Here is a 25691-nt window from a genome sequence, read left to right as displayed (position 1 = left end):
CGATACAAGATTTAGCGAAGCGTATTAATGTTTGTGACAAGCGACAAGCCATGCGCTTGCGTAATATTTTTCTCAAATCTCAACCGTTGCGCGCATTTTGCCGATAACCAGGCGCCTCGCGCGCAAAAAATAAAACGGCGACGACTAAGTACAGGTAATTTTTTGTAGTGATGCGGCCAAGCATCCGAAAGCTAACATTAATTTATTTCGGCCAAAATTTAGCTATCGGCCGGAATGCTTTCCCGGCTTGTGATTAGTCTTGGGGGGCTTCCTTTGAAAATTCGCGGTAAGATCAATCTGCTTGTCTCCGCCATGTGCGGCGTTGCCCTGCTGATCGGGGCAACGGCACTTTGGGCTGTGCGTCAATACGAAGAAAGTCTGTCGGCGTACGGAGATGCATCCGATCGCGCTTACGCCGGCGAGCGCCTTAACCGCTTCGTGACGGCAACGGTGATGGAGGCCCGCGGGATTTATAACGCGCCGTCGACAAAGGAGGCCGCAAACTTTGCCAAGGGACTGCTGGCCGATCTCGATCAGATCGACAAGGTTATCGCCTCCTGGGCCCCGCTGGTTCCGGAAAGCCAGAAGGATACCTTCGTGAAAATGACCGAGCGCGCGAAGGAATTCCGGACATTCCGCGCCGAAACAGCACGTCTCGGCACTGAAGTGAGCCCCCAGGCCGCGAACGAGCAGGGTAACAACGACGCCAACCGTGCCAACCGCAAGGCTTTCCAGGCGGAGATCGATGCGATCGTCGCCACCGACAAGGCGACACTTGACGCCGTCAATGCGCAGGTCGAAAGCTCGCGCACCTCTGTTTTGTGGCTGGTGATTGCGATCACTGGCGTCGGCATCGTGGCCGGCGTCGGGATGGGCTTCTATATCGGCACCGTTCAGCTCAGCCGTCCGATCAAGAAGGTCACAGACGCGATTAAGGAAGTCGCCGATGGCAACTTTGACGCCGAAGTGCCTTTCGCTGGCCGCCAGGATGAAATCGGCGAGATGGCTGCCGCCGTCGCGGTCTTCAAGGAGAATGGTCTCGCCGTTCGCCGCATGAATGCGCAGGAAGCCGCCATGCGTGCCAAGAGCGACGATCTGCAGTCCAGCATGTCGGTTGTCGTTGCATCCGCGGCTGCGGGCGATTTCAGCCGCCGCATCGAAACGGACTATGGCGATGAAAACCTCAACCAGTTCGCCAGCAACATCAACCATCTGCTTTCCAGCATCGATGCCGGTGTCGGCGAAACGCGCCGCGTGATAGCAAGCCTGGCGGAAGGAGACCTGACGCAGACGATGCGCGGCAGCTTCCAGGGTGCCTTCGCCGAACTGCAGCAGAACGTCAACAGCACCTTCGCGACGCTGCAGACGACGATGCGCGAGGTCCGCGAAACGGCTGAAGGCTTCCACGGCAACACCAACGAATTGCGCGCCGCCAGCGACGACCTTTCCAAGCGTACCGAGCAGCAGGCTGCCGCCCTCGAACAGACTTCGGCTGCTCTCGACGAGATCACTGCGGTGGTCAACAATTCGACCGAGCGCGCTCAGGAAGCCAGCGTCATGGTCTCCGAGGCCAAGGACGATGCCGGCAAGTCGGGCGTGGTTGTCCGTAACGCCGTCGACGCCATGGGCCGGATCGAGCAGGCCTCGCGCGAAATCAGCCAAATCATCAACGTCATCGACGAGATTGCCTTCCAGACGAACCTGCTCGCCCTCAATGCCGGAGTTGAAGCCGCTCGTGCCGGCGAGGCAGGCAAGGGCTTTGCCGTCGTCGCCCAGGAAGTCCGCGAGCTGGCGCAGCGCTCGGCGACAGCGGCGAAGGACATCAAAGGCCTGATCACCAAGTCGGGCGACGAAGTGCAGGTCGGTGTGAAGCTGGTGCAGGCAACCGGCGAGGCACTGTCCCAGATCGAGCGCCGCGTCAACGCGATCAACGACCACATTCACTCGATCGCAACCGCCGCGAAGGAGCAGTCAACCGGCCTCAAGGAAGTCAACACAGCCGTCAACCAGATGGATCAGGTGACGCAGCAGAACGCTGCCATGGTCGAGGAGACCTCAGCAGCAACGCACAAGCTTTCCGCCGAAGCCGACGGCCTCGTCCGTCTCATCTCGCGCTTCAAGGTCTCGAACGTGCCGGCAGCGGCCCCAGTCGCCGTTGCCCGCCATCAGGAGCACCGGCCAGTGGCCTCTCCGGCCCGTCGTTCCATGGGCACCGTCGCCCGGGCGTTCAGCGGCAATGCCGCCGTCGCCGGGCAGAATTGGGAAGAGTTCTGATCCCCTCCTCTTTTCGACCGATGGGAAACGCCGCCTCCAGGTGGCGTTTCCTTTTGTCGCAAATGGCTTTGCTCGCAAAGATTTGAAAGCGGACCGTCATCGTCTAATATAGAAGGCGCAGAGGGCGCTTTGCGCCAAGCGGACGAAAGACCATGCAAGCCCAAGGTGACAATCTTCCCCCCGGCGGTGCTACTGGGACCGAGGCTGACAAGGCGGAACAGCGCCCGCCTGGCAAGTTTGGCGGGCTTTCCGGCAAGCTGCTATGGCTGACGGTTGTCTGCATCATGCTCGCCGAGGTGCTGATCTTCTTTCCCTCGGTGGCCAGCATGCGCCTGCGATGGCTGGACGAGAGGTTGAATGCTGCGGCTGCGGCCGCGATCGTGATCGACGGCCTGCAGCCGGTCGAACTGCCGCGCGCGCTGCAAAAGGAGACGCTGGAGGCGACCGGCACCAAGGCAATCGTGCTGCGCAAGGAGGGCACCTCTCGCCTGCTTGCCACGACTGACATGCCCACCTTTGTCGATGAGCAATACGACCTGACGGATGTGCCGGCTTTGACGGCGATCAGCGATGCGCTCGATACGATGATTTTCGGCGGCAACCGCCTGATCCGTGTCTATGGCCCGGTGCAGGACACCAATACCGGCGTCGAAGTAGTGATGAAGGACAAGCACCTGCGCAATGCGATGCTTGCGTATTCCCGCAACGTCTTCCTGTTGTCGATCCTGATCTCGCTGTTCACCGCGACGCTGGTGTTCTTCGCGATCAACCGCATCCTGATCCGGCCGATTCGCAAGCTGACCGGAAGCATGCAGCAATTCTCCTCGGATCCGGAAAATCCGCACAACGTCTTCGTTGGCGATGGCGGCCGCGATGAGCTCGCGGTGGCCGGCCGGCACCTGACCTCCATGCAGATGGAACTGCAAAAGACGCTGAAGCAGCAGAAGAACCTGGCAGCGCTCGGCCTCGCCGTCTCGAAGATCAACCACGACATGCGCAACATCCTGGCCTCGGCGCAACTGATGTCGGACCGTCTCGTGGATGTCGACGATCCGATGGTGAAGGCCTTCGCGCCAAAGCTGCTGCGCACCATCGACCGCGCGGTCGGCTATACGACCGAGGTGCTGTCCTATGGCCAGGCAAGCGAAGCGGCGCCTCGCAGGCGCCGCATCCGGCTTTATGACCTCACCCAAGACGTGAAGGACATGTTGGCGATCGATGCTCAAAGCGGCATCGAGTTCATCGACCAGATGGCGCCTGAGCTCGAGGTCGACGCGGACAGCGAGCAATTGTTTCGCGTCATCCACAATCTCTGCCGCAACGCCGTAGAGGCGCTGAGTGCCACGGGCGCGGGGCGCGGGTCGGAGGGCGGCAAGCGCATCACCGTCTCGGCCCAGCGCGTCGGTAGCGTCGTCAGCATCATCGTCGACGACACTGGCCCCGGCATGCCGCAGAAGGCCAGACAGAATCTCTTCGCCGCCTTCCGCGGCTCGGCCCGCTCCGGCGGCACGGGCCTCGGCCTGGTGATCGCCCGTGAACTGGTGCTGGCCCACGGCGGCACGATCGCTCTTGTGGAAAAGCCTTCCGTCGGAACGCAGTTCCGCATCGAGATTCCGGACCGCCCGGTATCGCTCGACGACTATCGCAGCCGCGCTCTCCAAGAAAAGTGATGCGTTTCCGCTCTGCACCACCAAAGTCGCGATTTTTTCAGAAAGCCTATTGCAATCCCCGAAAGGACCCTTTAGAGAACCGCCCACGCAAGCGGTTCGGCCGCTTCCGGCACGCACCCGTAGCTCAGCTGGATAGAGCACCAGACTACGAATCTGGGGGTCAGGAGTTCGAATCTCTTCGGGTGCGCCATTTCTATCATATTGATTTCTCTACAATATATTCTCGACACCGGACAAGATGGCGAACCGTGTTCAGTACACCACGGTCGTAGCCTACGCTGACCACGTTGCCGTCGTGTAGCGGCAACAGCCTCGATTAGCCAATTCAGTTCGACGCAATCCATACGAGCGTGATAGTTTGGATGCATGAACCGAGACAGCGCTGTTGCAAAAGCCCAAAGCTATTTTGACTCGGGTGCCTTCCGCGAAGACTTGGCCCGACGCGTGGCGATGCCGACCGAAAGTCAGAATCCCGATCAGGCGTCAACGCTGATCGAATATCTCGAAGCCGAGATCAAGCCCACTCTCAAGGCGCTCGGCTTTGTCTGCCATGTGCTGTCGGAAGGCCAGTGGCCATTCCTTCTCGCAGAACGCATCGAGGATATGTTGCGGCCAACAGTCCTTGGCTACGGCCACGGTGATGTCGTTCGCGGCCTTGACGATGGCTGGGATGAAGGTCTCTCGCCTTGGCGACTTACCGAGCGGGATGGTCGATGGTATGGTCGTGGCGTTGCCGACAATAAGGGACAGCACTCGATTAACATCGGCGCCCTGCAAGCCGTCCTGGAGACACGTGGGCGTCTCGGGTTCAACGCAAAGTATCTTTTCGAAATGGGCGAGGAAATCGGATCGCCCGCGTTGCGCGAGTTCGCGTCCGCGCACAAGGATTTGTTGCGGGCTGACGTTCTGATTGCGTCGGACGGACCTCGGCTGTCGGCCGAACGACCGACCATCTTCTTGGGATCGCGGGGCGCTCTTTCATTCGATATCTGGATTGATGCACGCGAGGGCGGCCATCATTCCGGCAATTGGGGCGGCCTTCTTTCCGATCCGGCAATCCAGCTTGCCAATGCCATTGCGAGCCTTGCCGGGCCGACAGGCAAGATTCAGGTGCCTGAATGGATTCCAAAAAGCTTTCCCGACAGCGTGCGGCGCGCTCTTTTCGATTGCGAGATTGTGAGCAGCCCCGGCGCACCTGAAATTGATCCGACCTGGGGCGAGCCAGCGCTTACACCGGCCGAGAAGGTATTCGGTTGGTCCTCGTTCGCGGTGCTGGCCTTCGAAGCCGGCAATCCGAGAACACCTGTCAATGCAATCCCCCCGCGCGCTTGGGCGCGCTGCCAGCTACGGTTTGTGGTCGGGGTTGACGCGGATGGCATCCTGCCAGCCCTACGCCGCCATCTTGATCGGCACGGCTTTTCGAATGTCCAGATCGCACAGGCAAGCGCCGAACCCTTCCGGGCGTCGATGCTCGAGCCCGACCATCCTTGGGTCGAGTGGGCAGTCGAATCGATCAGCCGCACAATCGGGACGAAGCCGGCGATCCTGCCGAGCCTTGGAGGCGCGCTACCGAACGACATCTTCGCCGAGGTTCTAGAATTGCCTACCGTGTGGGTGCCGCATTCGTATCCGGCCTGCTCCCAGCACGCGCCGAACGAGCATGTCCCCCTCGCGATCGCCCGCGAAGGACTCGCGCTAATGGCCGGACTCTATTGGGATTTGGGGGAAACTGGAGTGCCAGGCAATTGGCGTGCGTGTGAGCCATCGACCCAATAACTCATCGGATCACCGCGTCAATGGTTAGTGCGATTGTGGTGCCGGGAAATTAAATAGTGCAAACAATCACATAGCGGTGCCCAGTTTCATCTCGTCCGGCGCGCCATTTTTCCACCGCTTCAGAACAGAACTGGGCACTTGGAGTCCGCTATCGCGACCCAAGCAGAAACTCGCGCGTCTTCAGCTGAACTTACGACAATGACCCTTGTTGGTCGTCGACTACGAGCACGCGAAAATCTCAAATGCGGCGTGAACAGGACGACTGCCGCCTGTGGTCGGCATGTTGATCCACAGCGCAGTCGTCATGCTGTATCTTTCTTGCGTCGGTTTGACAGGCGGCTTGATCGGCACTCTACTATAAGCGGTCATCCTTCACGTGATCAACGGTCAGGCGAAGCCGGCGACGGCATAGGATAGCGGCCATCCTCGTACCTCGCGCGGTCGCCGCATGGTGGGGACCCTGCAGCGGGGAGTAACCGCGATGAGAAAAGACGGCACACGTAGCGGCGAATCCCTTCAGGCATTGCCTAAGGCGGAAGTGCATGTTCACCTGGAGGGCTGCTTTGAATCCGCCACCCTGGAGAGTTGGGCAGGCAGGCTGGCGTTCCAATGCCGCGGCCGCGCGAGCGGCTTTTCTCTTTCGAGAGCCTCGCTGATATGCTCGAATTTCTAGACTGGGCCTGTGGCCTGGCCAGCACTCGGGACCGCCTGGCCGAATTGGCCTATGGGTTTTGCCGGCGATTGGCGGCGGACGGCACCGGTTACGCAGACCTGATCATCAATCCCAAGCACTGGGCCTCATGGCAGGGCAGGACCAGGGAGCTGATAGAGGCCCTCGATGCAGGCTTCACCGCTGCGGCGCAGGACGGACTTCCACCCGTTGGATTGTGCGTCAGCTTGCTCCGCACCCAGAACTCCGATGAAGCGGTAGAACTCGTCGAAAATCTCATCGCCTGGCGCCATCCGCGGGTGGTCGCCCTGTCGGTTGACGGCAATGAGGCAGCCGCAGGTCGCACCGGACCACGCTTTGCCGAGGCATTTCGCCGGGCCGCGGCTGCCGGCTTGCGGCGTACCGTTCATGCCGGCGAGTCGAGCGGACCGGAAGGAGTTCGTGATGCGGTCGAATTGTTAGGCGCAGATCGCATCGACCACGGTGTCCGAGCTGTCGAGGACGACCGTGTGGTGGCGCTTCTTGCCGAACGCGGTATCCCGCTGGGCGTCTGCCCCACCTCGAACCTCACGCTCAAGCTTTATCCCTCTATTGAGGCCCATCCCATCGACCGCCTCCGAAAGGCGGGCGTCAGGGTGTCGGTCAACATCGACGATCCAAGCCTGTTGGCTACAAACCTTCCGGCTGAATACGAACTGGCGGCGGCCGCCTTCGGGTGGAGCGACGAGATCATGCGCGACGTTGCTCGAACGTCCATCGACGCGAGTTTTGCCAACGCTGACGTGAAAGCGCATCTGAAATCCGCATTGGCCAACTGGCAATCGTAGTGCTGGCTCACAATAGTCACCTCAAGTCGCTCCCGCTGGGTCACCTTACATGGCTGGCAGCGAAAACGCCCAGGGAGCGCCAGGGCTCTGCGGAGGAGGCAACTACAGGGGAGCGTTCTTGGCGTAGATCTCATCGTACGCGAACAATGCTGGCGCACCGCCGGTGTGGATGAAGAGCACCTCATCCGAGGGCTTAAAGGTCCCTGCCTCGATCCGGTTGTAAAGAGCCGCCATCGCCTTCGACGTGTAGACCGGGTCCAAAAAGATGCCCTCGGACTTCGCGCACTGAACGACGGCATTCCTCGAAGGGCCGTTCGGAAGCCCGTAGCCGGGAAGGTACATGCTGTCATCGAGTTCGATAGCATCCGTGGTTCCAGATTCATGGATTCCGACCAGGGGGGCGACGTCAGAGACTAACTGCTCGATAATCGGACGCTGCATCGCTTTCGACCGTGAGATTGTCGCGCCGACAAGCTTCGCCGTCGAGCCGGTGAGTTTGAGCCCGGCAAGCAACCCCGCATGAGTCCCGCCTGATCCTGACACGACGAAGATGTGGCTGAACGCCTTTCCGAGTTTCCGTTCCTGTTCCGCGATTTCCAGGGCGCAGGTCACGTAGCCCAGGCAGCCGATCGCGTTCGACCCGCCCAGCGGCACGACGTACGGCGAAAGCCCTTTCGCCCGCAACGACGCCGCATGAGCCTCCACCGCCTCGGCGAGCGGGTCGTGGCGTCCGACCCGCACGATCTCCGCACCGACAAGCTTGTCTAGAAGCAGGTTTGCCGAGTTGTGGTAGGTCTCGGAACGGTCGGGAACGTCGTCCTTTAGGACCAAATGGCACGTCAGGCCAAGCTTGGCCGCGACCGCCGCAGTCAAGCGAGCGTGGTTCGATTGTAAGGCTCCGGACGTGACGACGATGTCGCATCCCTTCACCAGAGCGTCCCCCATCAGATATTCGAGCTTCCGCAGCTTATTGCCGCCCATGGCGATGCTGCCGAAATCATCCCGCTTGATGGAGATCCGCGGGCCACCGTAAGTGGCGGAGAGCCGGTCGAGCGTCTCGATCGGCGTCGGCCATTGGGACAGTATCTGCCGAGGGTGTGCGTCGAGCTGCATGGGATCGGAACCTTGCTCGGTGTAAAGCAGTGAAATCATTAGGAACGTATAGAGTTATGCAGGGTGCGTATAGCCCGTAACGAGTGGAGAACGCGGCTCGCCTCATCGAGGCAGACTTCAACCGCTCGGTGTGGCCTAGATGAGAAAAGCCCCAAGGCTGCGTCCATCCGCTGTAGGAAACACGACATCACCGTCGGTTTGAAGCGCGCGATTTGTGATTCTGAACTACTAAGACGGGCGAAGAATCGCTCGCAAGGCGGGCTATTCGGGATAGGACTCAATGCCCTCCATCGTCGGCTTGTGGAAGAGGATGAATACCAGGGGGTTGCCGGGCTCGGACATTGCGTCGCTGCGCTGGCCCGCTATCTCTCCGGCCACGCCGCTCGTATACTCCGCGACCACTTCGCCGAAGCTGTTGCGCTGGATGGCCACCTTCTGTCCGGGTTCGACCTTGTCATTGAGCTTGACCAAATGCTCGACGATCCCGCCCTGGGTTGCCAGGATAGGGAACGCACTGTTGCCGACGAAGACATTCACGTCCTTGCCTGTCCGGCCCATCGGCCCGGCGACGATGCCGTGATGCTTGAGGACGTTCATCGTGCCTTCCACGAACAGTGAGATCATCTCGACGTTCAGAACGCGAGCAGCACCGATCTCCGGTGTAAAGGACGGGATGCCCGCGTCCATGAACGCGTTGTGCAGGACACCGGGATAGACATGGTTGTCGAAGATCTGGCCGACGGGATAGAGCTCCACCATTGCCTTGACCTCGGGCACATCCATGCCGCCAAGATTAAATGCGGTGACTTCGAATCCGGTTGTTCCGGTGTGGAAGTCGATCGCGAAGTCGGCGTTCGGCCGCAGCAGCCGGTTGAACAGCAGCCCGGCGTGTCGGCTGGGCGCGGTGGCACCGTTCTCGTTCCCGGGCCATTCCCGATTCATATCGATCAGATCTAGGCCTCTGCCCTGATTGGGCCACCTGCGCTGCATGCTTTCAATGGCCGGGCGTGCCACGTCGGTGACCGCCATGACCGTGCCCGACATCCGCGCCGGATCGAGCTGGTTCATCACGGTCTGGACCGCGTGAATGTTACTCATTTCGTCGCCATGCACACCACTGGTCAGGACGCCGCGCTTGCCCGGCCTTGCCCCCTTGGCGACCGTCACGGACACGTACCAGTGCTGCCCCGTGGGCATCTGCGCACCCTGAAAATACAGGAGGTGCTTCTGTCCCGGCTCCAGGTCGTTGACGTCGAGCGCGCTGATAACCTTTTTTCCCCGGATAACATCGCCGGTATAGGCCGTTCCTGATGTCGGATGGGCAGCGGGTGTCGCTGCGTCCTGAGCATTTGCAGCACCCGCGTTGACGGCAAGGGCAGCCGACGCGCCGACCGTGGCAATAGATGCAATCAACAGATCGCGGCGATCGATGCCGTTCTTCGATTTGTCCGACATGATGGAGGCCCTTTGTGATTGAAAAGCTACTTTAGAACAACGGCATGCATGTTGGTCGCGACAATCCCGCGCGACTTCAAACTAGGGTATGCTGCTGAACTGGCAAGGTTGCGTGACTTCTGCGAAGCTAGGCCGGGCTCGTGAACTTGCGGGGTCGTTCGGCAAGATCCGGAGATCGCGCGCGAAGCAGGCCTGCCGTGTGGACGTCGACGGCGGTACCAATCACATGCGAGTTCGCAGTTTCATCTCGTCCGGCGTGCCAGTTCTTTCCGGGACCTACCAGGAAGCGAGATCAGTGAGCGACGACCCGGTGCGCGCCTCTTGACGCACCAGCCGGCAGGATTGATCGACTTTTCGGGCGGCATCGAGCCGCGTCAGTATGACCCTAGGATCACGATTTTACGGTCGGTGACTGAAGCGGGCGATTTGCGCATCCTTCATCAGGTTGCGAAAGCTGAGGCCGCTCATATGCACCAGTGTCCTGTGGTCGCCGCCTTCGAAATAGATGTCGCTGGCATTGCCGAGGCTTTCGTCGAGGATCACAGGCACGTTGTAGGCCGATCCGATCGGCGGAACTGCGCCAATGTCGCAATCGGCGAAAAGCGAACTGACCTCATCTTCCGAGGCGAGGCCAAGGCGTCTGTTCATCACATCCTGTAACGTGCTGAGCTCGATCCGGTGTGTGCTGGGAACGACGGCCAGGACGTATCCCATTTCATGATGTACGACGACTGATTTGGCCAGCCGGCTGCCCGGAACATGTGCGGCTTGTGCCGATTGGCTGGTTGTCGCTGTGCGATGATGAGGCACGGTGTCGTAGGCGACACCCTCACCGTCGATATAATCCTGAAGTTTCCTTGCGATCGTCATCTGGGCGCCCCCTGTATTGCGTGGCGAGGCATGAAAGGTATTCTCCTCTCATCGCCTGCGAAGTCAACGGCGAGCGGCCGCAAATGCCTGTTGCGGTTCGTTGGCTGATGACCGCCATGGGGCGATGGCGGTCGAACAAGCTCTCCGGTGCTCCGCGCGGTTGACACGCGCCCGATATCTCCGTGCTAGGCGGAGGCTCTCAGTTCGCTGCGTACGGCCAGTGCCTCGTCCGTCGAGAGCACGGAGGCGTAGGCGAAGGCGAATGCCGCCATGAAGGCCGCATGCGCCTGCGCGGCGGGGACCGACGTGCCGTTGAATTCGAGGTCGCGCGTTGCGCAGGCATCGTGGATGACCGTTACCCGGTACCCGAAATCGCTGGCGGCTCGCGTGATGGCATCGATGCACATATGACTCATACTGCCGACGACGGTGACCTCGTCGATGCCATTGCGGTCGAGTGTCGCCTTCAGATCAGTTTCACGGAACGAGTTGACGTGGTTCTTGACGATGACGGTTTCGCCGGGCCGGTCCAGCACTTTCGGGTGAATCTGCGCACCCTCCGAGCCGGCAAGGAAAAAGGCTGCATTCTCGCCGGCCGACTCATGTCTGATATGGACGACAAGATCGCCTGCATCGCGGGCTGCCGCGATCATCCGTGCGGCATTGTCGGCGGCTGCGTCAGCACCGTTCAACGGCCACTTGCCGTTTGGAAAGTAATCGTTCTGAATGTCGACGACGATGAGGGCTCGCTTGTTCATGTCCTTGTATCCTTTCATTCCTTCCGGGGACGATCCCCGTTCGTTGATGGACAAGTTACGTCTGAAGCCGCATTGTGTGGATTGGCGTAATTGACATTATCGAGGCCAAAACTGACAAATGAGCCAGACCGACGCGCCGGCCGAGATCGGTATCCTGCTTTATCCGAACGTCCAGCTCGCAGCCGTCTACGGCCTGACCGATCTCTTTTACCTAGCCAATCGGTTCGCAGCGGCCCGGCAACCGTCGGGAGGCCCCGCCCTGCGTGTAAGCCATTGGCGCGGGACAGAAACCGCAGCGACAATCGAGCGCGTTTTCGATACGGTGCCCGGCACTACTGGGTCGCCCACCGTCCTCGTCCTGCCTCCAAGCTTCAGCGAGCCGATGACCTCGGAGGAAGCCGGTCCGCTGGCGCGATGGCTTCGTGAGCGGCATGCCGAGGGAACGACGCTGAGCTCCGTTTGCGTCGGCGCCTTCCTTCTTGCAGAAACGGGCCTTCTGGCACACCGCATGGCGACGACCCACTGGGTCTATGCGGACTTGCTGGCGCAGCGATTTCCCGAGGTGCGGGTGGACACCGACAAACTCATCGTCGACGAGGGCGACATGATTACCGCGGGTGGCATGATGGCCTGGACCGATCTCGGTCTCAACCTCGTCGAAAGATTGCTGGGATCGACCATCATGCTCGATACCGCGCGCCACCTCCTCGTCGATCCGCCGGGCAGGGAGCAGCGCTGCTACAGCAGTTTCTCGCCACGCCTGAACCATGGCGACGGGCAGATCCTAAAGGTGCAGCACTGGCTGCACGCGAGCGGCGCGCGCGGCGTGACACTTGCGGCGATGGCGCAGCGTGCCCGCCTGGAAGAGCGCACCTTCCTTCGTCGGTTCCACAAGGCGACCGGCCTGCGGCCGACCGAATATTGCCAGCATCTGCGGGTCGGCAAGGCGCGCGAGATGCTCGAATTCTCGAATTGCACCGTCGAGCAGACCGCCGTTGCGGCCGGTTACGAGGATTCGGGTGCGTTCCGAAAAGTGTTCCAGAAAATCACCGGGCTATCGCCGGGAGACTACCGCAAGCGCTTCGGATTGACCGGGCGGGCATGAGGTCCGGCATTATGCCGCGCAAGTGTGTGAGAGGTGGGACCGAAGCCTGTTTTCAGTGAAAGGACTCGGCATGGAGCGGGCGGCGCTCTTCGCGAGTCTCTTTTGGCTCGTGGCAAAACACCCCGTTTGTTTCGATGCTGCTGCGATGATCAACGCCCGTACCACATGCGCCAGAGCAACCCGTCGCTGCGGATGTAATGGTGGTAGAGCGCTGCACCGACATGGGCGAGTAGCAGTGCGACCAGAAGGTTGGCTCCGAGGCCGTGCGGGATACGCGGAGGATATTAAAGGACGTTCGGCAGTTCAGCGCCCGCTCCACCGAAGATGAAGGGTCCCGCACCATTCAACACAATCATACCGATACCGCTTGCGATCATGCCGAGGATGACAATGTAGAAGGCAATGTGAACGCCGCGCGCCAGCCGTTCCTGCCACAGGAGCGATCCCTGCACCGGCTCGGGCTTCTTATCGAAGAACCACCACCAGACGATGCGGAACGTGGTGAGCAGCAGGGCTATGATCGCTGCGGGGATGTGCATGCGCAGGCTTTCGTGTCCGGGGCAAGCGCGCTGCCCGCCTGAAACCTGGAACCGAGCGCGAGTATAGCGAGGATGGCGACCAGCCGGTGGATCGTGACGGGGATCGCGCCGTAGCGGCTAGTTGTGCTTCTCAGCATCCATTTCTCCTTCGAGTCTTGCTCGCAGCGTCGCCATCACGCGGTGCGCTATCCTGATATCTTCAAGTGAAAAGCCCTCAGCCAACGCGTCGACCCTCGGGTTGTACGCGTTGATCGCGGACTCGTAGGCGCGGCGTCCCTTCGCCGTAAGCACCACGAGATGCGCCCTCCGGTGGTGCGGGTTGGGCTCGAACACCACGATCCCTTCCTGGTGCAGATCATTTACGATGCGCTGAACATTCTGCCGATTAGCTCCGAGGTCACGGGCGAGCCACGCCACCGGCTGCGGCCGGTCGGCGTGCACGATCGCTCCGAGAATCTGCCACCGAGCACTGGTCAGCCCGTAGGACCCAACTAGCCTGTCTCCCCACAACAGGGTCAGGTTGTTCGCTCTGAACAGGCTGAGGATCAGGTCGGTCAAGGCATCGCCCTTCCGGTTTCGGGTCGTTTCGCTCATTGGCAACATCCATCTATATTGACATTATTATGTCAAGTTAATATGTCTTCATTGTATCGAATTGACATCATGCTTACAATCTGGAAGGAGCTCGAAATGTCCCGCATGAAGCCCATGGACGAGAGACTACCTATCGAACGCCAACTGGCCATCGAAGCCGCGCCGGTCGTACTCATCAACCTCTTCACACTCGATGCGGCCGATGAAGAGCGCTTTCTCGAAGTCTGGAAGGACGACGCCGAGTTCATGAAGCGCCAGCCGGGCTTTATCTCGACCCAACTCCATCGCGCCATAGGCGAAAGCCCAGCCTACCTGAACTATGCGGTGTGGGAATCGAATGAAGCATTTCGCGCAGCTTTCACACATCCTGAGTTCCGGGCGAAGCTGACGAGCTATCCATCGTCCGCAATTGCAAGACCGCAGCTGTTCCAAAAGGTCGGCGTTGCCAGCATCTGCACGGCCTGACCGGCGAGAAAGAGACACGACAACGAAGTGAGAAGGCGCACGACGCTTCTGTTCAAAATCCTTGCGGTCACGGAGGCAGCGATGTCTGCCGGCGTCAGGAGATGGCAGCTCGCAGAAGGTCATTAGCGGCCGCTCGATCGATCGGAACCTTCGTTGAGGTCACCTCAGTGTTGCCTCTCCGTTGTGAAAGCACCATGCCGCCGATATCGGCATAGCCGGCCCGCTAGCTTGGCGCAATGTTGCGAAGCCATGATGCGGTCGGCGCTGCGCGTGTGCAGCGATTCATGGCGCATGGCCGGAGGGAATATGCGGAGGAGTATGGTGCGAGCGTTTGCGTTTTGCGCGGCCGTAGTGACGCTTGCCGGCTGCGTTGACGCCAATGCGCCGACGCTCGTGCCCGTCGCAGCACCCTTTGACCCGCCTCTCAATCTGCCGGCTGTCGCCCATCACATCTGCGTCGGCGACGGCAATTTCATGTATCGCGAGGCGAAGAAGCAATACGAACTGCGCGCCGGCATGGGTGGCTATCCAATCGATCCGGCCCAGGAAGAAGCGAACGCGACCGCTGCCGCACACCGGCAGTATGTCACGTGCCTGTCGAGCCAGGGATATCGGATCGCCGACAGATAAGTTCTAGAGTGAATTGCTGCCGCCGGACTCTGCATCGCTTGATACCATCTCCGAACGGAGCAAGCAGTTCTTGAGATCAGCGCCTGCGGATCACGCCCAGTCGCTGCCGATCACGACTGCTGGAGGCTGCGTGTGATCGCGGAACTTTGCTACGAAGGAACGCATTTTTCTCGGATAAATCCAGAAGGAGGATTTATCATGAAAATCTCCATCTTCGTTCCCGCCCTGTCAGCAGGGGCTCTGCTCACGCTCGCATCAATCACTCCCGTTCAGGCGGCGCCTGTGCAGCAGGTCCCGCTCCCAAGCGCCTCGAACATTCAAATGGTGCAGTACAGTCAGCGGGCAGGCCACTTGAACGGCTATCGTGGCACACGCACCGAGCGCCCGGGCACTCGCCGCGGTCCGGATGGCTATTGGTATCCGCTGGCAGCCTTTGGCGTCGAGGGCGGCACAACGGGTTCGATCGGCAATCGGCCCGTGCGGCCGATGCAACGGCAAACCTACTGCCAGAACACGTTCGGCGGCACCAATGGCGATGGCGGCATGCCCTGTGACAACGGCTATTGATCGCGTTGGGCCAGGGGAAAGGCGGGACGATCTCTCGCCTTTCCGATCATCGATTTCCTCCAACTTTTGGCGATATTTTGCGGTGGGTGCGCCGCGGTCCGGCCACCGTCTGGTAGTATGTGAGCCGCCCCTGCGCAGATTGGCCTGCTTCGCCTAAGAAATTGACTAACTGATCAAAAATGCCGCAAAAAGAGGCTTCAATAATAGGCGAGATATGCGCGAGGCGCATTGCTGCATTGCGGTAATCTCCCTATTCCTGATCGAAACAATGGGCTATCTCTTATCTCGAAGGCAGCGCACTCCTCCTCCCAGCGCTCCTTCATCGGACTGGCAACACTCCTCCTCCCAGTTGTCAGTCAGGATCAAGAGCCCGGTGCACCTCCTCCCGCACCGGGCTCTTTTCTATTTCAGCCCCCCTCACACATGTTCAGGCGCTTGTGCTGGCCCATCTGCTCGGGACTGCGCTACACTGCCGCGAGCCATGGCAGCGTCGGGAAGTCTTTTACCGAGCGAAAAAATCCCGTAGGCAATCGCCAGTGATCTGATATATCAGGCCGTTCGTGTTGATTTGCGCCAGCATCACGCGACAGGCTTGAGAGGAGTTGACTGATGAGATGGAAGCGCACGATCCAGCTTCTGGATGTTCACGCCGAGGGCGAGATCGGCAAGGTCGCGATCGGCGGCGTGCCAAAGATTCCCGGCAATACCGTCGCCGAGCAGCTGAACTGGCTGAACACCGATCCGAAGGGTCAGGAACTGCGCCGCTTCCTCTGCCTCGAACCGCGCGGCGCGCCGATCGGCTCTGTCAATCTGCTGCTGCCGCCGAAGCATCCGGATGCCGATGCGGCCTTCATCATCCTGCAGCCGGACCAGGCGCATGCGAGCTCCGGCTCGAACTCGATCTGTGTCACAACCGCGCTATTGGAAACCGGCGTCGTCGAGATGAAGGAGCCGGAAACCATTGTCACGCTGGAGACGGCCGCCGGCCTCGTCAAGGCGACCGCGACCTGCCGCGACGGGCGATGCGAGAAGGTGAAGCTCACCATGGTCCCGTCCTTCGTGCACGAGCTCGACGTGGCCATCGACACGCCGCACTGGGGCAAGGTCAAGGTCGACCTATGCTACGGCGGTGTTTTCTACGCGCTGGTCGACGTCGGGCAGATCAATCTGACAATCGAGAAGGGCAATGCTGCCGCCCTGGTTCAGGCCGGCATGGTCCTGAAGGAACTGATCAACCGTGGCATCGAGGTTGTCCATCCGGAAATCCCGGCAATCTCCGGCGTTGCCTACGTCATGTTCCGCGACCTCGAGGCGGACGGCACCGTTCGCACCTGCACCACGATGTGGCCGGGCCGGGCCGATCGCTCGCCCTGCGGCACGGGCAGTTCCGCCAATCTCGCGGCATGGCATGCGCGCGGCAAGGCAAAGGTCGGCGATGTCTTCAAGTCGCGCTCGATCATCGGTTCGGAGTTCGAAGTCGGATTGCTGGCGGAAACCGAAGTTGCCGGTCGCCCCGCGATCATTCCGACCATCGCGGGCCGCGGTTTCACCTTCGGCCTTTCGCAGGTCGCACTCGATCCCTTCGATCCGCATCCGGGCGGTTTTGCCTTGACGGATGTCTGGGGGCCATTGGCCGGCGAGATCTGACGCTCAATAGGTGAAGGGGTCGACCTCTGCCTTTTCAACGGCGTGGTCGCCCGCTCGCTCCGGATAGATGACACCCTTGCGCAGGATGATGTTGGCGTAAAGCCGCGGTTCGCTGGTCTGGATCACGGCGTGAGCGGTCCGTACTCGATTGTAGAAGTCTGCCCCGACGAGCGGCACGACCTGTCGGTGCGGCTCGTGGCGGGCGCAGCAGTCGATCATCTCCTCGTGAACCGGGTCGAGCCTGTCGCGCTCGGCCTTGACGGTCGACCGGAAGATCGCCTCTGTAACAAAGTCGTCGATCGGCAGGACGCTGAGAACGGCGTCGAGCACGGCCACGATGCCGTGGCCATCAAGACGGATCAGCCGCCGTGCATGTTCGACGCCGGGGTAATTGCCGTCGACGATAGCGATTTCGTCGCCATGCCCCATGGCACGCAGCGTCGAAAGCAATTCCGGGCTCAAAAGTGGGTTAAGTCCCTTCAGCATTTTCGACCTCCTTGAATAAAACGTTCTGGTCCGTGAGATAGCGCGCGAAGATCGGTAGGCTGGCGCCGCCGATGGCGCGCGCATGGGCTCCGATTGCGCCTTCGATGATGTCGGGCATGACGACGCCCTGGAGATCGAGCATCGCTGCTTCGTGGATGGTCGCCTGCACGATCCGTTCTCGCACCCATCCGGGAAAGCCGCCGTCGATCACGGCCGCGCTGAAGTCGATGATCGAGGCTGCCGCGACGATCGCCTGCGCGAGTGCTCGGGCGGTGTCCTGGATCCACGTTTCCAGGGGCTCGCCGAAGTCGATCCAGTCGTCGGCTGAATACCAGAGTGGCTGCGGGTCGATGCCGCGCTCCCGCAGCATGTTCTCGAGAACGAAGATTGAGGCAACTTCAAGCAGCTGCAGCGTTTCGCCGTTCTTGCCGCGCACCGGGAGTGGGCCGATGGCGCCAGCCGTACCCGTGCGCCCCGAAAAGATCGCGGAATTGAGGACAATGCCGCCGCCGATGAAGGAGCCGATGAAAAAATAAACGAAGTCGGGGTAGGACGGCCCGATGCCGAATACGAGTTCTGCGCCGCAGGCACTTGTCGCATCGTTCTGCAGGTAGACCGGGTAGGGCACGCGGGCGGCAATCTCGGTGTGGAGATCGAAGTCGCGCCATACATCCATCGCGCCCTTGGGTGAACCGACTTCCTCTTCCCAGTTCCAAAGCTCGAACGGTGCCGCGATACCGATGCCGGCAATGCGGCCGCGTTGCTTCTCGTCGAGCCGGCTTTCGAGTTCGCGGATCCCTGAAGTGATGAAATTCAGAAAGACGTCAGGCAGCGGATAGGCATAGGTCTGGTGAAGCTGCAGGCGGATCTTGCCCACGAAATCCATCAACACTAGGTCCGCGCTGCGTCGGCCCATCTTGACGCCGAACGAGTAGACGGCATCGGCATTGAGGCGCATCGGGATAGACGGCTGGCCAACCCGGCCACGCACCGGCTCTCCGCGGGAGAGCAGCCCTTCCTTCTCCAATGCTCGCATGATGACGGAGACTGTTTGCGCCGAAAGCCCGGTTCGCCGCGCGATATCGGCCTTCGACTGGGAGCCGTAAAGGCGCACCAGCGACAGCACAAGCCGCTCGTTATAGGCGCGCACCCTGATTTGGTTCGCGCCGCCTGCCGGACTCAAAATAGGCGGTTGAGCCGACGTATGTACCGGACCGTCCAAAGACGACATTGGCCACTCCTCCCGTCTGTTGGCCTATGCCCTATTTTCATCGAGCATGCCATATAGAATTAATAATTCAATTGGATTTATTTATTGACAAGGCAATTCCTTTCGCTCTTAATTGCCATCGTCAAACGGCACGGAACGGCTTGGAGGAGGCCGTCGGCGAGACTGCAGCGGTTCTCGTGCCCGTCAATTCCGGCACCGCCAGGGGGCGGGTCGGCTAATCTCAGGGAGGACTCAATGAAGAAATCAGTGCTTTCCGCCGCGCTTGGTGCGCTCGCCCTCGGTGTCGCCTTCTCGGCGCCGGCCATGGCCGCGGATGTTTCCGCCTGCCTCATTACCAAGACCGACACCAACCCGTTCTTCGTCAAGATGAAGGAAGGCGCGACGGCCAAGGCTAAGGAACTGGGCGTGACGCTTAAGTCCTACGCCGGCAAGATTGATGGTGACAGCGAAAGCCAGGTTGCCGCGATCGAAAGCTGCATTGCCGACGGCGCGAAGGGTATTCTGATCACGGCGTCCGACACGAAGGGCATCGTCCCCTCGGTCAAGAAGGCCCGCGATGCCGGCCTCCTGGTGATTGCCCTCGACACCCCGCTCGATCCGGCTGACGCAGCCGACGCAACCTTCGCAACTGACAACCTGCTCGCCGGCAAGCTGATCGGCCAGTGGGCCAAGGAAACGCTCGGCGACAAGGCAAAGGATGCCAAGGTCGGCTTCCTCGACCTGACGCCATCGCAGCCGACTGTCGACGTTCTGCGTGACCAGGGCTTCATGATGGGCTTCGGCATCGACACCAAGGACCCGAATAAGATCGGCGACGAAGACGATGCGCGCATCGTCGGCCACGACGTGACGAACGGCAACGAAGAAGGCGGCCGCAAGGCGATGGAAAACCTTCTGCAGAAGGATCCGAGCATCAACGTCATTCACACGATCAACGAGCCAGCCGCAGTTGGCGCCTACCAGGCCCTCAAGGCTGTCGGCATGGAAAAGAACGTCCTGATCGTCTCGGTTGACGGCGGTTGCCCAGGCGTCCAGTCGGTCAAGGAAGGCGTCATCGGCGCCACCTCCCAGCAGTATCCGCTGCTGATGGCTTCGCTCGGCATCGAGGCGATCAAGAAGTTCGCCGACAGCGGTGAAAAGCCGAAGCCAACCGAAGGCAAGTCGTTCTTCGATACCGGCGTTTCGCTTGTCACCGACAAGCCGGTCTCTGGCCTCGAGTCAATCGACACGAAGGTCGGCACCGACAAGTGCTGGGGCTAAGTCTCGCGATATGAATCTAGCGCCGGCCGGGGCTTGATCCTCGGCCGGTTTCGACTGACCATAGCTGCTGCCTGAGAAACCGGCGAACGAAGACCGGCGTGATAAGGGGCAGGGGCTTTCCGCGCGCGGTTTGGCGCGAAAGCGGAGGAGGAACAATGACCGGAGCACAGGAATTCGAACGGGTGCTTGACGGCAGCGACAAGAACGTCGCGTCGTTCGAACACCAAAGCGTACCATTTGTGAAACGTGCGCAGCACTTCCTGCATTCGACCCCGGCCGCCGTGCCGCTGATCGTGCTGGTGCTGGCGATCATCATCTTTGGCTTCGCGCTCGGCGGACGGTTCTTCTCGTCCTACACGTTGACGCTCATCTTGCAGCAGATCGCCATCGTCGGCATTCTCGGTGCTGCACAGACGCTGGTCATCCTGACTGCCGGCATCGATCTTTCGATCGGCGTCATCATGGTCATTTCGGCTGTCATCATGGGCAACTGCGCCATTACTTACGGCATTCCGACACCGATCGCTGTGCTGGCCGGGATGCTTGTCGGCGGTCTCTGTGGCTTGCTGAACGGGTTCCTCGTCGCCTATGTGAAGCTGCCGCCGTTCATCGTAACGCTCGGCACCTGGAACATCGTCATGGCGACGAACTTCATCTATTCCGCCAACGAAACGATCCGCGACACCGATGTCGATGCGCAGGCGCCGCTGCTACATTTCTTTGCGATCAGCTTCAGATTGGGCACCGCCGTGCTTACTCTCGGCGTCATCGCCATGGTGCTGCTCGTTCTTGTGCTCTGGTATATCCTCAATCACACGGCCTGGGGCCGCCACGTTTATGCCGTCGGCGACGACCCTGAAGCGGCCAAGCTCTCCGGCATCCAGGCCAAGAGTGTGCTGCTGACGGTCTATACCGTCTCCGGCATCATTGCCGCCTTCGCAGCCTGGGTCTCGATCGGCCGTAATGGCTCGATCTCTCCCTCGTCCGCGGTGACGGATTATAACCTGCAGGCCATCACGGCGACCGTGATCGGCGGCATCTCGCTCTTCGGCGGTCGCGGCTCGATCCTAGGCACCCTGTTCGGCGCGATGATCGTTGGCGTGGTCTCGATGGGCCTCAACATGCTCGGCGCCGATCCGCAGTGGAAGGTGTTGCTCACCGGCGTGCTCATCATCGCCGCAGTCGCAATCGACCAGTGGATCAGAAAGGTGTCGGTGTAACATGGCAAACGAACCCCTTCTTTCGGCTCGCGGGCTCGTCAAACGCTACGGACGCGTCACCGCACTCGATCATGCCGATTTCGACCTTTATCCCGGCGAGATTCTCGCTGTGATCGGCGACAACGGTGCTGGCAAATCGTCGCTCATCAAGGCCATATCTGGCGCGATCGCTCCCGATGAGGGCGAGATTACGCTGGAGGGCAAGCCGGTCCACTTCAAGTCCCCCATGGAGGCGCGAGAGGCGGGCATCGAGACCGTCTACCAGAATCTCGCGCTTTCGCCGGCACTATCGATTGCCGACAACATGTTCCTGGGTCGCGAGATCAGGAAACCTGGCTTGCTCGGCAGCTGGTTCCGTATGCTCGATCGCCCGGCGATGGAGAAGCGGGCGCGCGCCAAGCTCTCCGAGCTTGGCCTGATGACCATCCAGAACATCAACCAGGCGGTCGAAACGCTCTCGGGCGGGCAGCGCCAGGGTGTGGCCGTGGCGCGCGCCGCCGCCTTCGGATCGAAGGTCGTTATCATGGACGAGCCGACGGCCGCCCTCGGCGTCAAAGAAAGCCGCAAGGTGTTGGAACTGATCCTCGACGTACGCTCGCGCGGTTTGCCGATCGTGCTGATCTCGCACAACATGCCACATGTTTTCGAGGTCGCCGACCGCATTCATATTCATCGGCTTGGCCGCCGTCTGACGGTCATCAATCCGAAGGAATACACGATGTCCGACGCCGTTGCTTTCATGACCGGCGCCAAAGCCGTGCCGACGGAGCCGGTCGCCGCATGAGCGTCACGATCGACGAAATCGCCGGCGAGGTCATCGACCGCGCCGGAGATATCAAACGCTTCCTGATCGCCATTGCAGGTCCCCCCGGCGCTGGCAAGTCCACCATGGCAGACAATCTTGCCGATGCCCTGAAAGCCAGGGGCGAAACGGCCGAGGTCCTGCCGATGGATGGCTTCCATATGGACAATGCCATCCTCGTCGAACGCGGTCTTCTGGCGCGCAAGGGTATCCCGGAAACCTTCGACGTTCGAGGCTTCCTGGATATCATCCGGGCTGTACGCCCTGCCGACCAGGAAGTCCTGATCCCGGTCTTCGACCGGTCCCGCGAGATAGCCATCGCCTCGGCGCGTGTCGTTTCGCCGGAGCATCGCTTCATCATCGTCGAGGGCAACTACCTGCTGTTCAGCCAAGGCAAATGGGCCGAACTCGAAGGCATCTTCGACTACTCTGTCATGCTGGCGCCGCCGATCGAGGTGCTCGAGGAGCGGCTGTGGGCGCGCTGGCGCGGCTACGGGCTGACAGAGGAGGAAGCGAGCGCCAAGGTCTGCGGCAATGATCTGCCTAATGGCCGGCTGATCCTCGGCAACCGCCGCAGGGCGGATGTGACGCTCGACATGGCCTGATCTGTCCGCTGTTCCCGCTGAAGTACTGGACTTGCAGCGCGTGATGGAATCGTTGCAGGTTTATCCTCATGCAACTTCCGCGTTATCAGCGGAATGCCTGGAGGGAGAGCAAATGGGTTTCACGGAAGCAGTCTCGACAGTTTTTTCGAAATACGCCGTCTTCAGCGGCCGCGCCGGCCGCCCCGAATTTTGGTGGTTTGCGCTCTTCAACGTCATCGCCTCACTGATCCTGGCCTTTCTCGACAAGGTCCTCTTCGGTTACGAAATACTTGGCGCCCTGTACGGTCTTGCCGTGTTGCTTCCCGGCCTCGGCGTCGCGGTTCGGCGCCTCCATGATATCGGCCGCTCCGGCTGGTGGATTCTGGTCGGCGTCATTCCGCTGGTGGGCTGGATCGTTCTTCTCGTCTGGTATGTCAGCCGTGGCACGCCGGGCTTCAATGAATACGGCGCGCCCGCCTGAAACGGTCGGTAAAATGTTTGCCATGCAGCGCGTTGGGGTGATAATGCGCAGGGCTGAACCTTATAGGCCAGCCCGCGGAGTTTCAGCGCATGCAATCGATCACCATCCGTCGTCCCGATGATTGGCACCTGCATCTGCGTGACGGCGCCATGTTGGAAGGGGTGATCGGTGATACGAGCCGCAACTTCGCTCGCGCAATCATCATGCCGAACCTGGTGCCGCCGGTGGTGACCACAACGGACGCCGAAGCCTATCGCGGTCGCATCATGGCGGCGCTGCCGAAGGGCGACAAGTTCCAGCCGCTGATGACGCTTTACCTGACGGAGCACACCAATCCCGATGACGTTGAGGCCGGCAAGGCGAGCGGGCTGATTACCGCCGTCAAGCTTTACCCCGCCGGCGCCACGACCAATTCGCATGGCGGGGTGCGCGATATCGAGAAGGCGATGCCGGTGCTGGAACGCATGGCCAGGATCGGCCTGCCGCTTTGCGTTCATGGCGAGGTGACGACACCTGACGTCGACATCTTCGATCGTGAAGCGGTGTTCATCGCAACCGTGCTCGATCCGCTCCGCAAACGCCTGCCCGAACTCAAGGTCACGATGGAGCACGTGACCACCAAGGACGGCGTCGACTACATCAAGTCTGCAAGCGGCAATCTCGCAGGCTCGATCACGACGCACCATCTGATCATCAACCGCAATGCCATCCTGGTCGGCGGCATTCGCCCGCATTACTATTGCCTGCCGGTCGCCAAGCGCGAGAACCACCGCCTTGCCCTTCGCGCCGCCGCAACGAGCGGCGATCAGCGCTTCTTTCTAGGCACGGATTCAGCCCCGCACGTCGATCCCTTGAAGGAATGTGCCTGCGGCTGCGCCGGCATTTATACTTCGATCAACACGATGAGTTGCCTTGCGCATGTCTTCGAACAGGAAGCCGCGCTCGACAAGCTCGAAGCATTCGCGTCGTTGAACGGACCCGCCTGGTATGGCCTGCCGGTCAACGAAGAAAGAATAACGCTGGTCAAGCGTGATAGCCCCGTCAGTTTTCCGAGCAAGGTCGAAACCGGTGCAGGCGTAGTTACCGTTTTCGATCCAATGTTCCCGCTCCATTGGGACGTTGAGCGCTAAAGATCTTTTGTCATCACGGAATGTTTACTGCCGCTCTTCTTTGAGGGCTGCAGGGATATGCTATGCCTGCGGCATCGCTGATCTAAATGCATGAATTTTTAACGAAATAAGTAAGACATTCGTCATAGCAGACCCGTAGGCTTTGCACGAATGGGGCGCGCCGGCCATCGCGATTTCTAAAGCATGACGCTTGATTACCATTCCCTTTGGCGCTTGCTGTCTCGACCACGTGTCTTGCCCTTACGTCGCTGGGCAGTTGGTTTGTGCACCGCTCCGAGACTTTTCTTTTAACCTGCACTTTGGGCCTCGTTCTCATCGTCAGCGGCATCATTGCTTACGGCATGTATGTCGATGATCCGGCGGTGGTGTTTGCCGTTGTCTCGTTCGTACTTTTCCATGCCGGCTTTGCAACTGTCTGGGGCGCCGGTTGCCAGTTTCGCACTAGCGGACTGGCGCTGCGAGCCACCGTCGCCTGCGCCCTGGTGGCGATGCTCGTTTCCATTCCTCCACTGTTGATCGGTTATGACGGGCTCGCATTTATCGCCGAAAATGCGGCGATCGCTGCCATGCTCTTCGCTACCGCCTATCAGTATTGGCGGGCGCGGCAAGAGGCGCCGGCGCCTCTGACCGGAATTACCGTCCTCTATTGCCTGACGGCGATTTCCTTCGTTCTGTGCGCGGCCGTCCTGATCGCCGATGGAAAGATGGTGCTGGGCGTTGCGCCGAGCAATTGGGCCGAGGATCTGAGCCTTGCGATCTGCATCGCCAGCATGACCGGCATCGGTGCCCTGTCGCTGGCACTTCACCAGTGGCGGCTCGCCGCGCGGCACCGTCTGGATGCCATGACGGATCCGCTGACCGGGCTCGTGAATCGCCGTGCGCTTTTCGATCGCTACGGGCAGGGTCTGATGGGATCGGCAACCGCAGTGCTGATCTTCGATCTCGATCGCTTCAAGTCCATTAACGATACCTTTGGGCACGCCGGAGGCGACCGTGTACTGAAGGTTTTCGCAGCTGAGCTCGCGGCGAATTGCAGAATCGGTGATACCGCCGCGCGCCTCGGCGGCGAGGAGTTTGCGCTGGTTGTGAAAGAGATCATGCCTGGCCGCGCCGAAATGGTGGCCGAACGCATCCGCAAAGCTTTTGCCGGCCGCGAGATCTACCTCGACGACGAAACACTCACATGCACGGTCAGTGTCGGTGTCGCGCCGGGGCGCTCCACGCCGATGGATTTTGACGCGATGCTGAATGCCGCAGACAAGGCGCTCTACGCCGCCAAGCGCGGGCCGGAACCGAATCGAGCTCGCAAGCCATCTCCATTCTGTGCCGGCGGGTGCGGCTCGCACCGGCTCTTGAGCGAAAAACTCAGCTCGCCTATTGTCGCCGTCGGCCGGATGCGGCCAGCCGCCCCGCGGCGCGAAAGCGCGATGGTGAATGCATCCAGATACATCCTTCACATCCCTTGCCGTTTGGCGATTGATGGCGAACGGGTCAGCAGACGCGGGCACTGATCATCCTGTTTGCCGCCAACGTAAGG

22 protein-coding genes, 1 tRNA gene and 2 pseudogenes are annotated in these 25691 nt (G+C 60.6%); 17 read left to right on the top strand and 8 right to left on the bottom strand.

The features are described from left to right. Window positions 1-273: 273 nt before the first annotated feature. The 5 genes from FHT71_RS26200 (at window position 274) to add (ending at window position 7217) form a co-directional block, all read left to right on the top strand. Entirely contained in the window at window positions 274-2274 is a 2001-nt protein-coding gene (locus FHT71_RS26200; protein ID WP_183722716.1) for a methyl-accepting chemotaxis protein, read from the top strand. 152 nt (window positions 2275-2426) lie between these two features. After that, window positions 2427-3944, top strand: coding sequence for a HAMP domain-containing sensor histidine kinase (locus FHT71_RS26195; protein ID WP_132593374.1), 1518 nt, complete (start codon window positions 2427-2429; stop codon window positions 3942-3944). Window positions 3945-4057: 113 nt separating this feature from the next. Then, window positions 4058-4134, top strand: a tRNA-Arg gene (locus tag FHT71_RS26190). A 176-nt stretch (window positions 4135-4310) separates the two neighbouring features. After that, window positions 4311-5720 carry a M20 family metallopeptidase gene (locus FHT71_RS26185; protein ID WP_132593372.1) on the top strand — a complete coding sequence of 470 codons (1410 nt, stop codon included), beginning with the start codon at window positions 4311-4313 and terminating at the stop codon, window positions 5718-5720. Window positions 5721-6377: 657 nt separating this feature from the next. Continuing rightward, window positions 6378-7217, top strand: a complete 840-nt coding sequence (gene add / locus FHT71_RS26180; protein ID WP_246699509.1) for an adenosine deaminase — start codon at window positions 6378-6380, stop codon at window positions 7215-7217. Window positions 7218-7319: 102 nt separating this feature from the next. Here add and FHT71_RS26175 read toward each other — a convergent pair whose 3' ends face one another. From FHT71_RS26175 to FHT71_RS26160, 4 genes are all read right to left on the bottom strand, one after another. Continuing rightward, window positions 7320-8330, bottom strand: coding sequence for a D-cysteine desulfhydrase family protein (locus FHT71_RS26175; RefSeq protein WP_183722726.1), 1011 nt, complete (start codon window positions 8328-8330; stop codon window positions 7320-7322). Between the two features lie 261 nt (window positions 8331-8591). Further along, the gene (locus tag FHT71_RS26170) at window positions 8592-9785 is read right to left on the bottom strand and encodes a succinylglutamate desuccinylase/aspartoacylase family protein (protein WP_183722714.1); all 1194 of its coding nucleotides are present in this window, start codon (window positions 9783-9785) and stop codon (window positions 8592-8594) included. Window positions 9786-10184: 399 nt separating this feature from the next. Then, entirely contained in the window at window positions 10185-10655 is a 471-nt protein-coding gene (locus FHT71_RS26165) for an aminoacyl-tRNA deacylase (protein WP_007802001.1), read from the bottom strand. 185 nt (window positions 10656-10840) lie between these two features. After that, window positions 10841-11413: a cysteine hydrolase family protein gene (locus FHT71_RS26160; protein WP_007801999.1), complete on the bottom strand. Its 573-nt coding sequence runs from the start codon at window positions 11411-11413 to the stop codon at window positions 10841-10843. Window positions 11414-11531: 118 nt separating this feature from the next. On the opposite strand from FHT71_RS26160, the gene FHT71_RS26155 reads away from it, so the two are divergent. Further along, window positions 11532-12518: a GlxA family transcriptional regulator gene (locus FHT71_RS26155; RefSeq protein ID WP_132593364.1), complete on the top strand. Its 987-nt coding sequence runs from the start codon at window positions 11532-11534 to the stop codon at window positions 12516-12518. Window positions 12519-12667: 149 nt separating this feature from the next. Here the strand turns inward: FHT71_RS26155 and FHT71_RS26150 are convergent. Both FHT71_RS26150 and FHT71_RS26145 read right to left on the bottom strand, forming a co-directional pair. After that, window positions 12668-13057: pseudogene (locus tag FHT71_RS26150) on the bottom strand (cytochrome b/b6 domain-containing protein). Window positions 13058-13174: 117 nt separating this feature from the next. Continuing rightward, window positions 13175-13651 (bottom strand): MarR family winged helix-turn-helix transcriptional regulator, encoded by a 477-nt coding sequence (locus FHT71_RS26145; RefSeq protein ID WP_007801992.1) that lies wholly within the window; start codon window positions 13649-13651, stop codon window positions 13175-13177. 96 nt (window positions 13652-13747) lie between these two features. Between FHT71_RS26145 and FHT71_RS26140 the strand changes: the two genes are divergently transcribed. The 4 genes from FHT71_RS26140 to FHT71_RS26125 all read left to right on the top strand — a co-directional run bounded on the left by FHT71_RS26140 (window position 13748) and on the right by FHT71_RS26125 (window position 16960). Then, on the top strand, window positions 13748-14116 hold the full coding sequence (locus FHT71_RS26140) for an antibiotic biosynthesis monooxygenase family protein (RefSeq protein WP_132593362.1): 369 nt from the start codon (window positions 13748-13750) through the stop codon (window positions 14114-14116). A gap of 306 nt (window positions 14117-14422) precedes the next feature. Next, entirely contained in the window at window positions 14423-14746 is a 324-nt protein-coding gene (locus FHT71_RS26135) for a hypothetical protein (protein WP_132593360.1), read from the top strand. Window positions 14747-14944: 198 nt separating this feature from the next. Continuing rightward, window positions 14945-15313: a surface protein gene (locus tag FHT71_RS26130; protein WP_183722712.1), complete on the top strand. Its 369-nt coding sequence runs from the start codon at window positions 14945-14947 to the stop codon at window positions 15311-15313. A 609-nt stretch (window positions 15314-15922) separates the two neighbouring features. After that, window positions 15923-16960, top strand: a complete 1038-nt coding sequence (locus FHT71_RS26125; protein WP_132593357.1) for a 4-hydroxyproline epimerase — start codon at window positions 15923-15925, stop codon at window positions 16958-16960. 3 nt (window positions 16961-16963) lie between these two features. Here the strand turns inward: FHT71_RS26125 and FHT71_RS26120 are convergent, their stop codons facing one another. Both FHT71_RS26120 and FHT71_RS26115 read right to left on the bottom strand, forming a co-directional pair. Further along, a complete protein-coding gene (locus FHT71_RS26120; protein ID WP_007801982.1) occupies window positions 16964-17446 on the bottom strand; it encodes an RbsD/FucU domain-containing protein in 483 nt (160 codons plus the stop codon). Further along, the gene (locus FHT71_RS26115; RefSeq protein WP_183722710.1) at window positions 17430-18677 is read right to left on the bottom strand and encodes an ROK family transcriptional regulator; all 1248 of its coding nucleotides are present in this window, start codon (window positions 18675-18677) and stop codon (window positions 17430-17432) included. The genes FHT71_RS26120 and FHT71_RS26115 overlap by 17 nt, the downstream gene beginning before the upstream one ends. Window positions 18678-18911: 234 nt before the next feature. Here FHT71_RS26115 and FHT71_RS26110 point away from each other — a divergent pair, with 234 nt between their 5' ends. The 7 genes and pseudogenes from FHT71_RS26110 (at window position 18912) to FHT71_RS26080 (ending at window position 25510) form a co-directional block, all read left to right on the top strand. After that, window positions 18912-19937: a sugar ABC transporter substrate-binding protein gene (locus tag FHT71_RS26110; protein ID WP_007801977.1), complete on the top strand. Its 1026-nt coding sequence runs from the start codon at window positions 18912-18914 to the stop codon at window positions 19935-19937. Window positions 19938-20092: 155 nt separating this feature from the next. Then, window positions 20093-21157, top strand: coding sequence for an ABC transporter permease (locus FHT71_RS26105; RefSeq protein WP_007801975.1), 1065 nt, complete (start codon window positions 20093-20095; stop codon window positions 21155-21157). 1 nt (window position 21158) lies between these two features. Beyond that, window positions 21159-21941 carry an ATP-binding cassette domain-containing protein gene (locus FHT71_RS26100; protein ID WP_132593355.1) on the top strand — a complete coding sequence of 261 codons (783 nt, stop codon included), beginning with the start codon at window positions 21159-21161 and terminating at the stop codon, window positions 21939-21941. Next, entirely contained in the window at window positions 21938-22564 is a 627-nt protein-coding gene (locus tag FHT71_RS26095) for a nucleoside triphosphate hydrolase (protein ID WP_132593353.1), read from the top strand. The genes FHT71_RS26100 and FHT71_RS26095 overlap by 4 nt, the downstream gene beginning before the upstream one ends. Window positions 22565-22676: 112 nt before the next feature. After that, window positions 22677-23024, top strand: coding sequence for a DUF805 domain-containing protein (locus FHT71_RS26090; protein ID WP_007801970.1), 348 nt, complete (start codon window positions 22677-22679; stop codon window positions 23022-23024). Window positions 23025-23113: 89 nt separating this feature from the next. Then, window positions 23114-24154, top strand: coding sequence for a dihydroorotase (pyrC, locus tag FHT71_RS26085; RefSeq protein ID WP_183722708.1), 1041 nt, complete (start codon window positions 23114-23116; stop codon window positions 24152-24154). A gap of 183 nt (window positions 24155-24337) precedes the next feature. Beyond that, window positions 24338-25510, top strand: a pseudogene (locus FHT71_RS26080) (GGDEF domain-containing protein). Window positions 25511-25691 lie beyond the last annotated feature (181 nt).

Origin of the sequence: Rhizobium sp. BK060, from assembly GCF_014193145.1 — a bacterium.
Taxonomy (GTDB): domain Bacteria; phylum Pseudomonadota; class Alphaproteobacteria; order Rhizobiales; family Rhizobiaceae; genus Rhizobium.
This window is presented reverse-complemented; position numbering and strand designations above follow the sequence as displayed.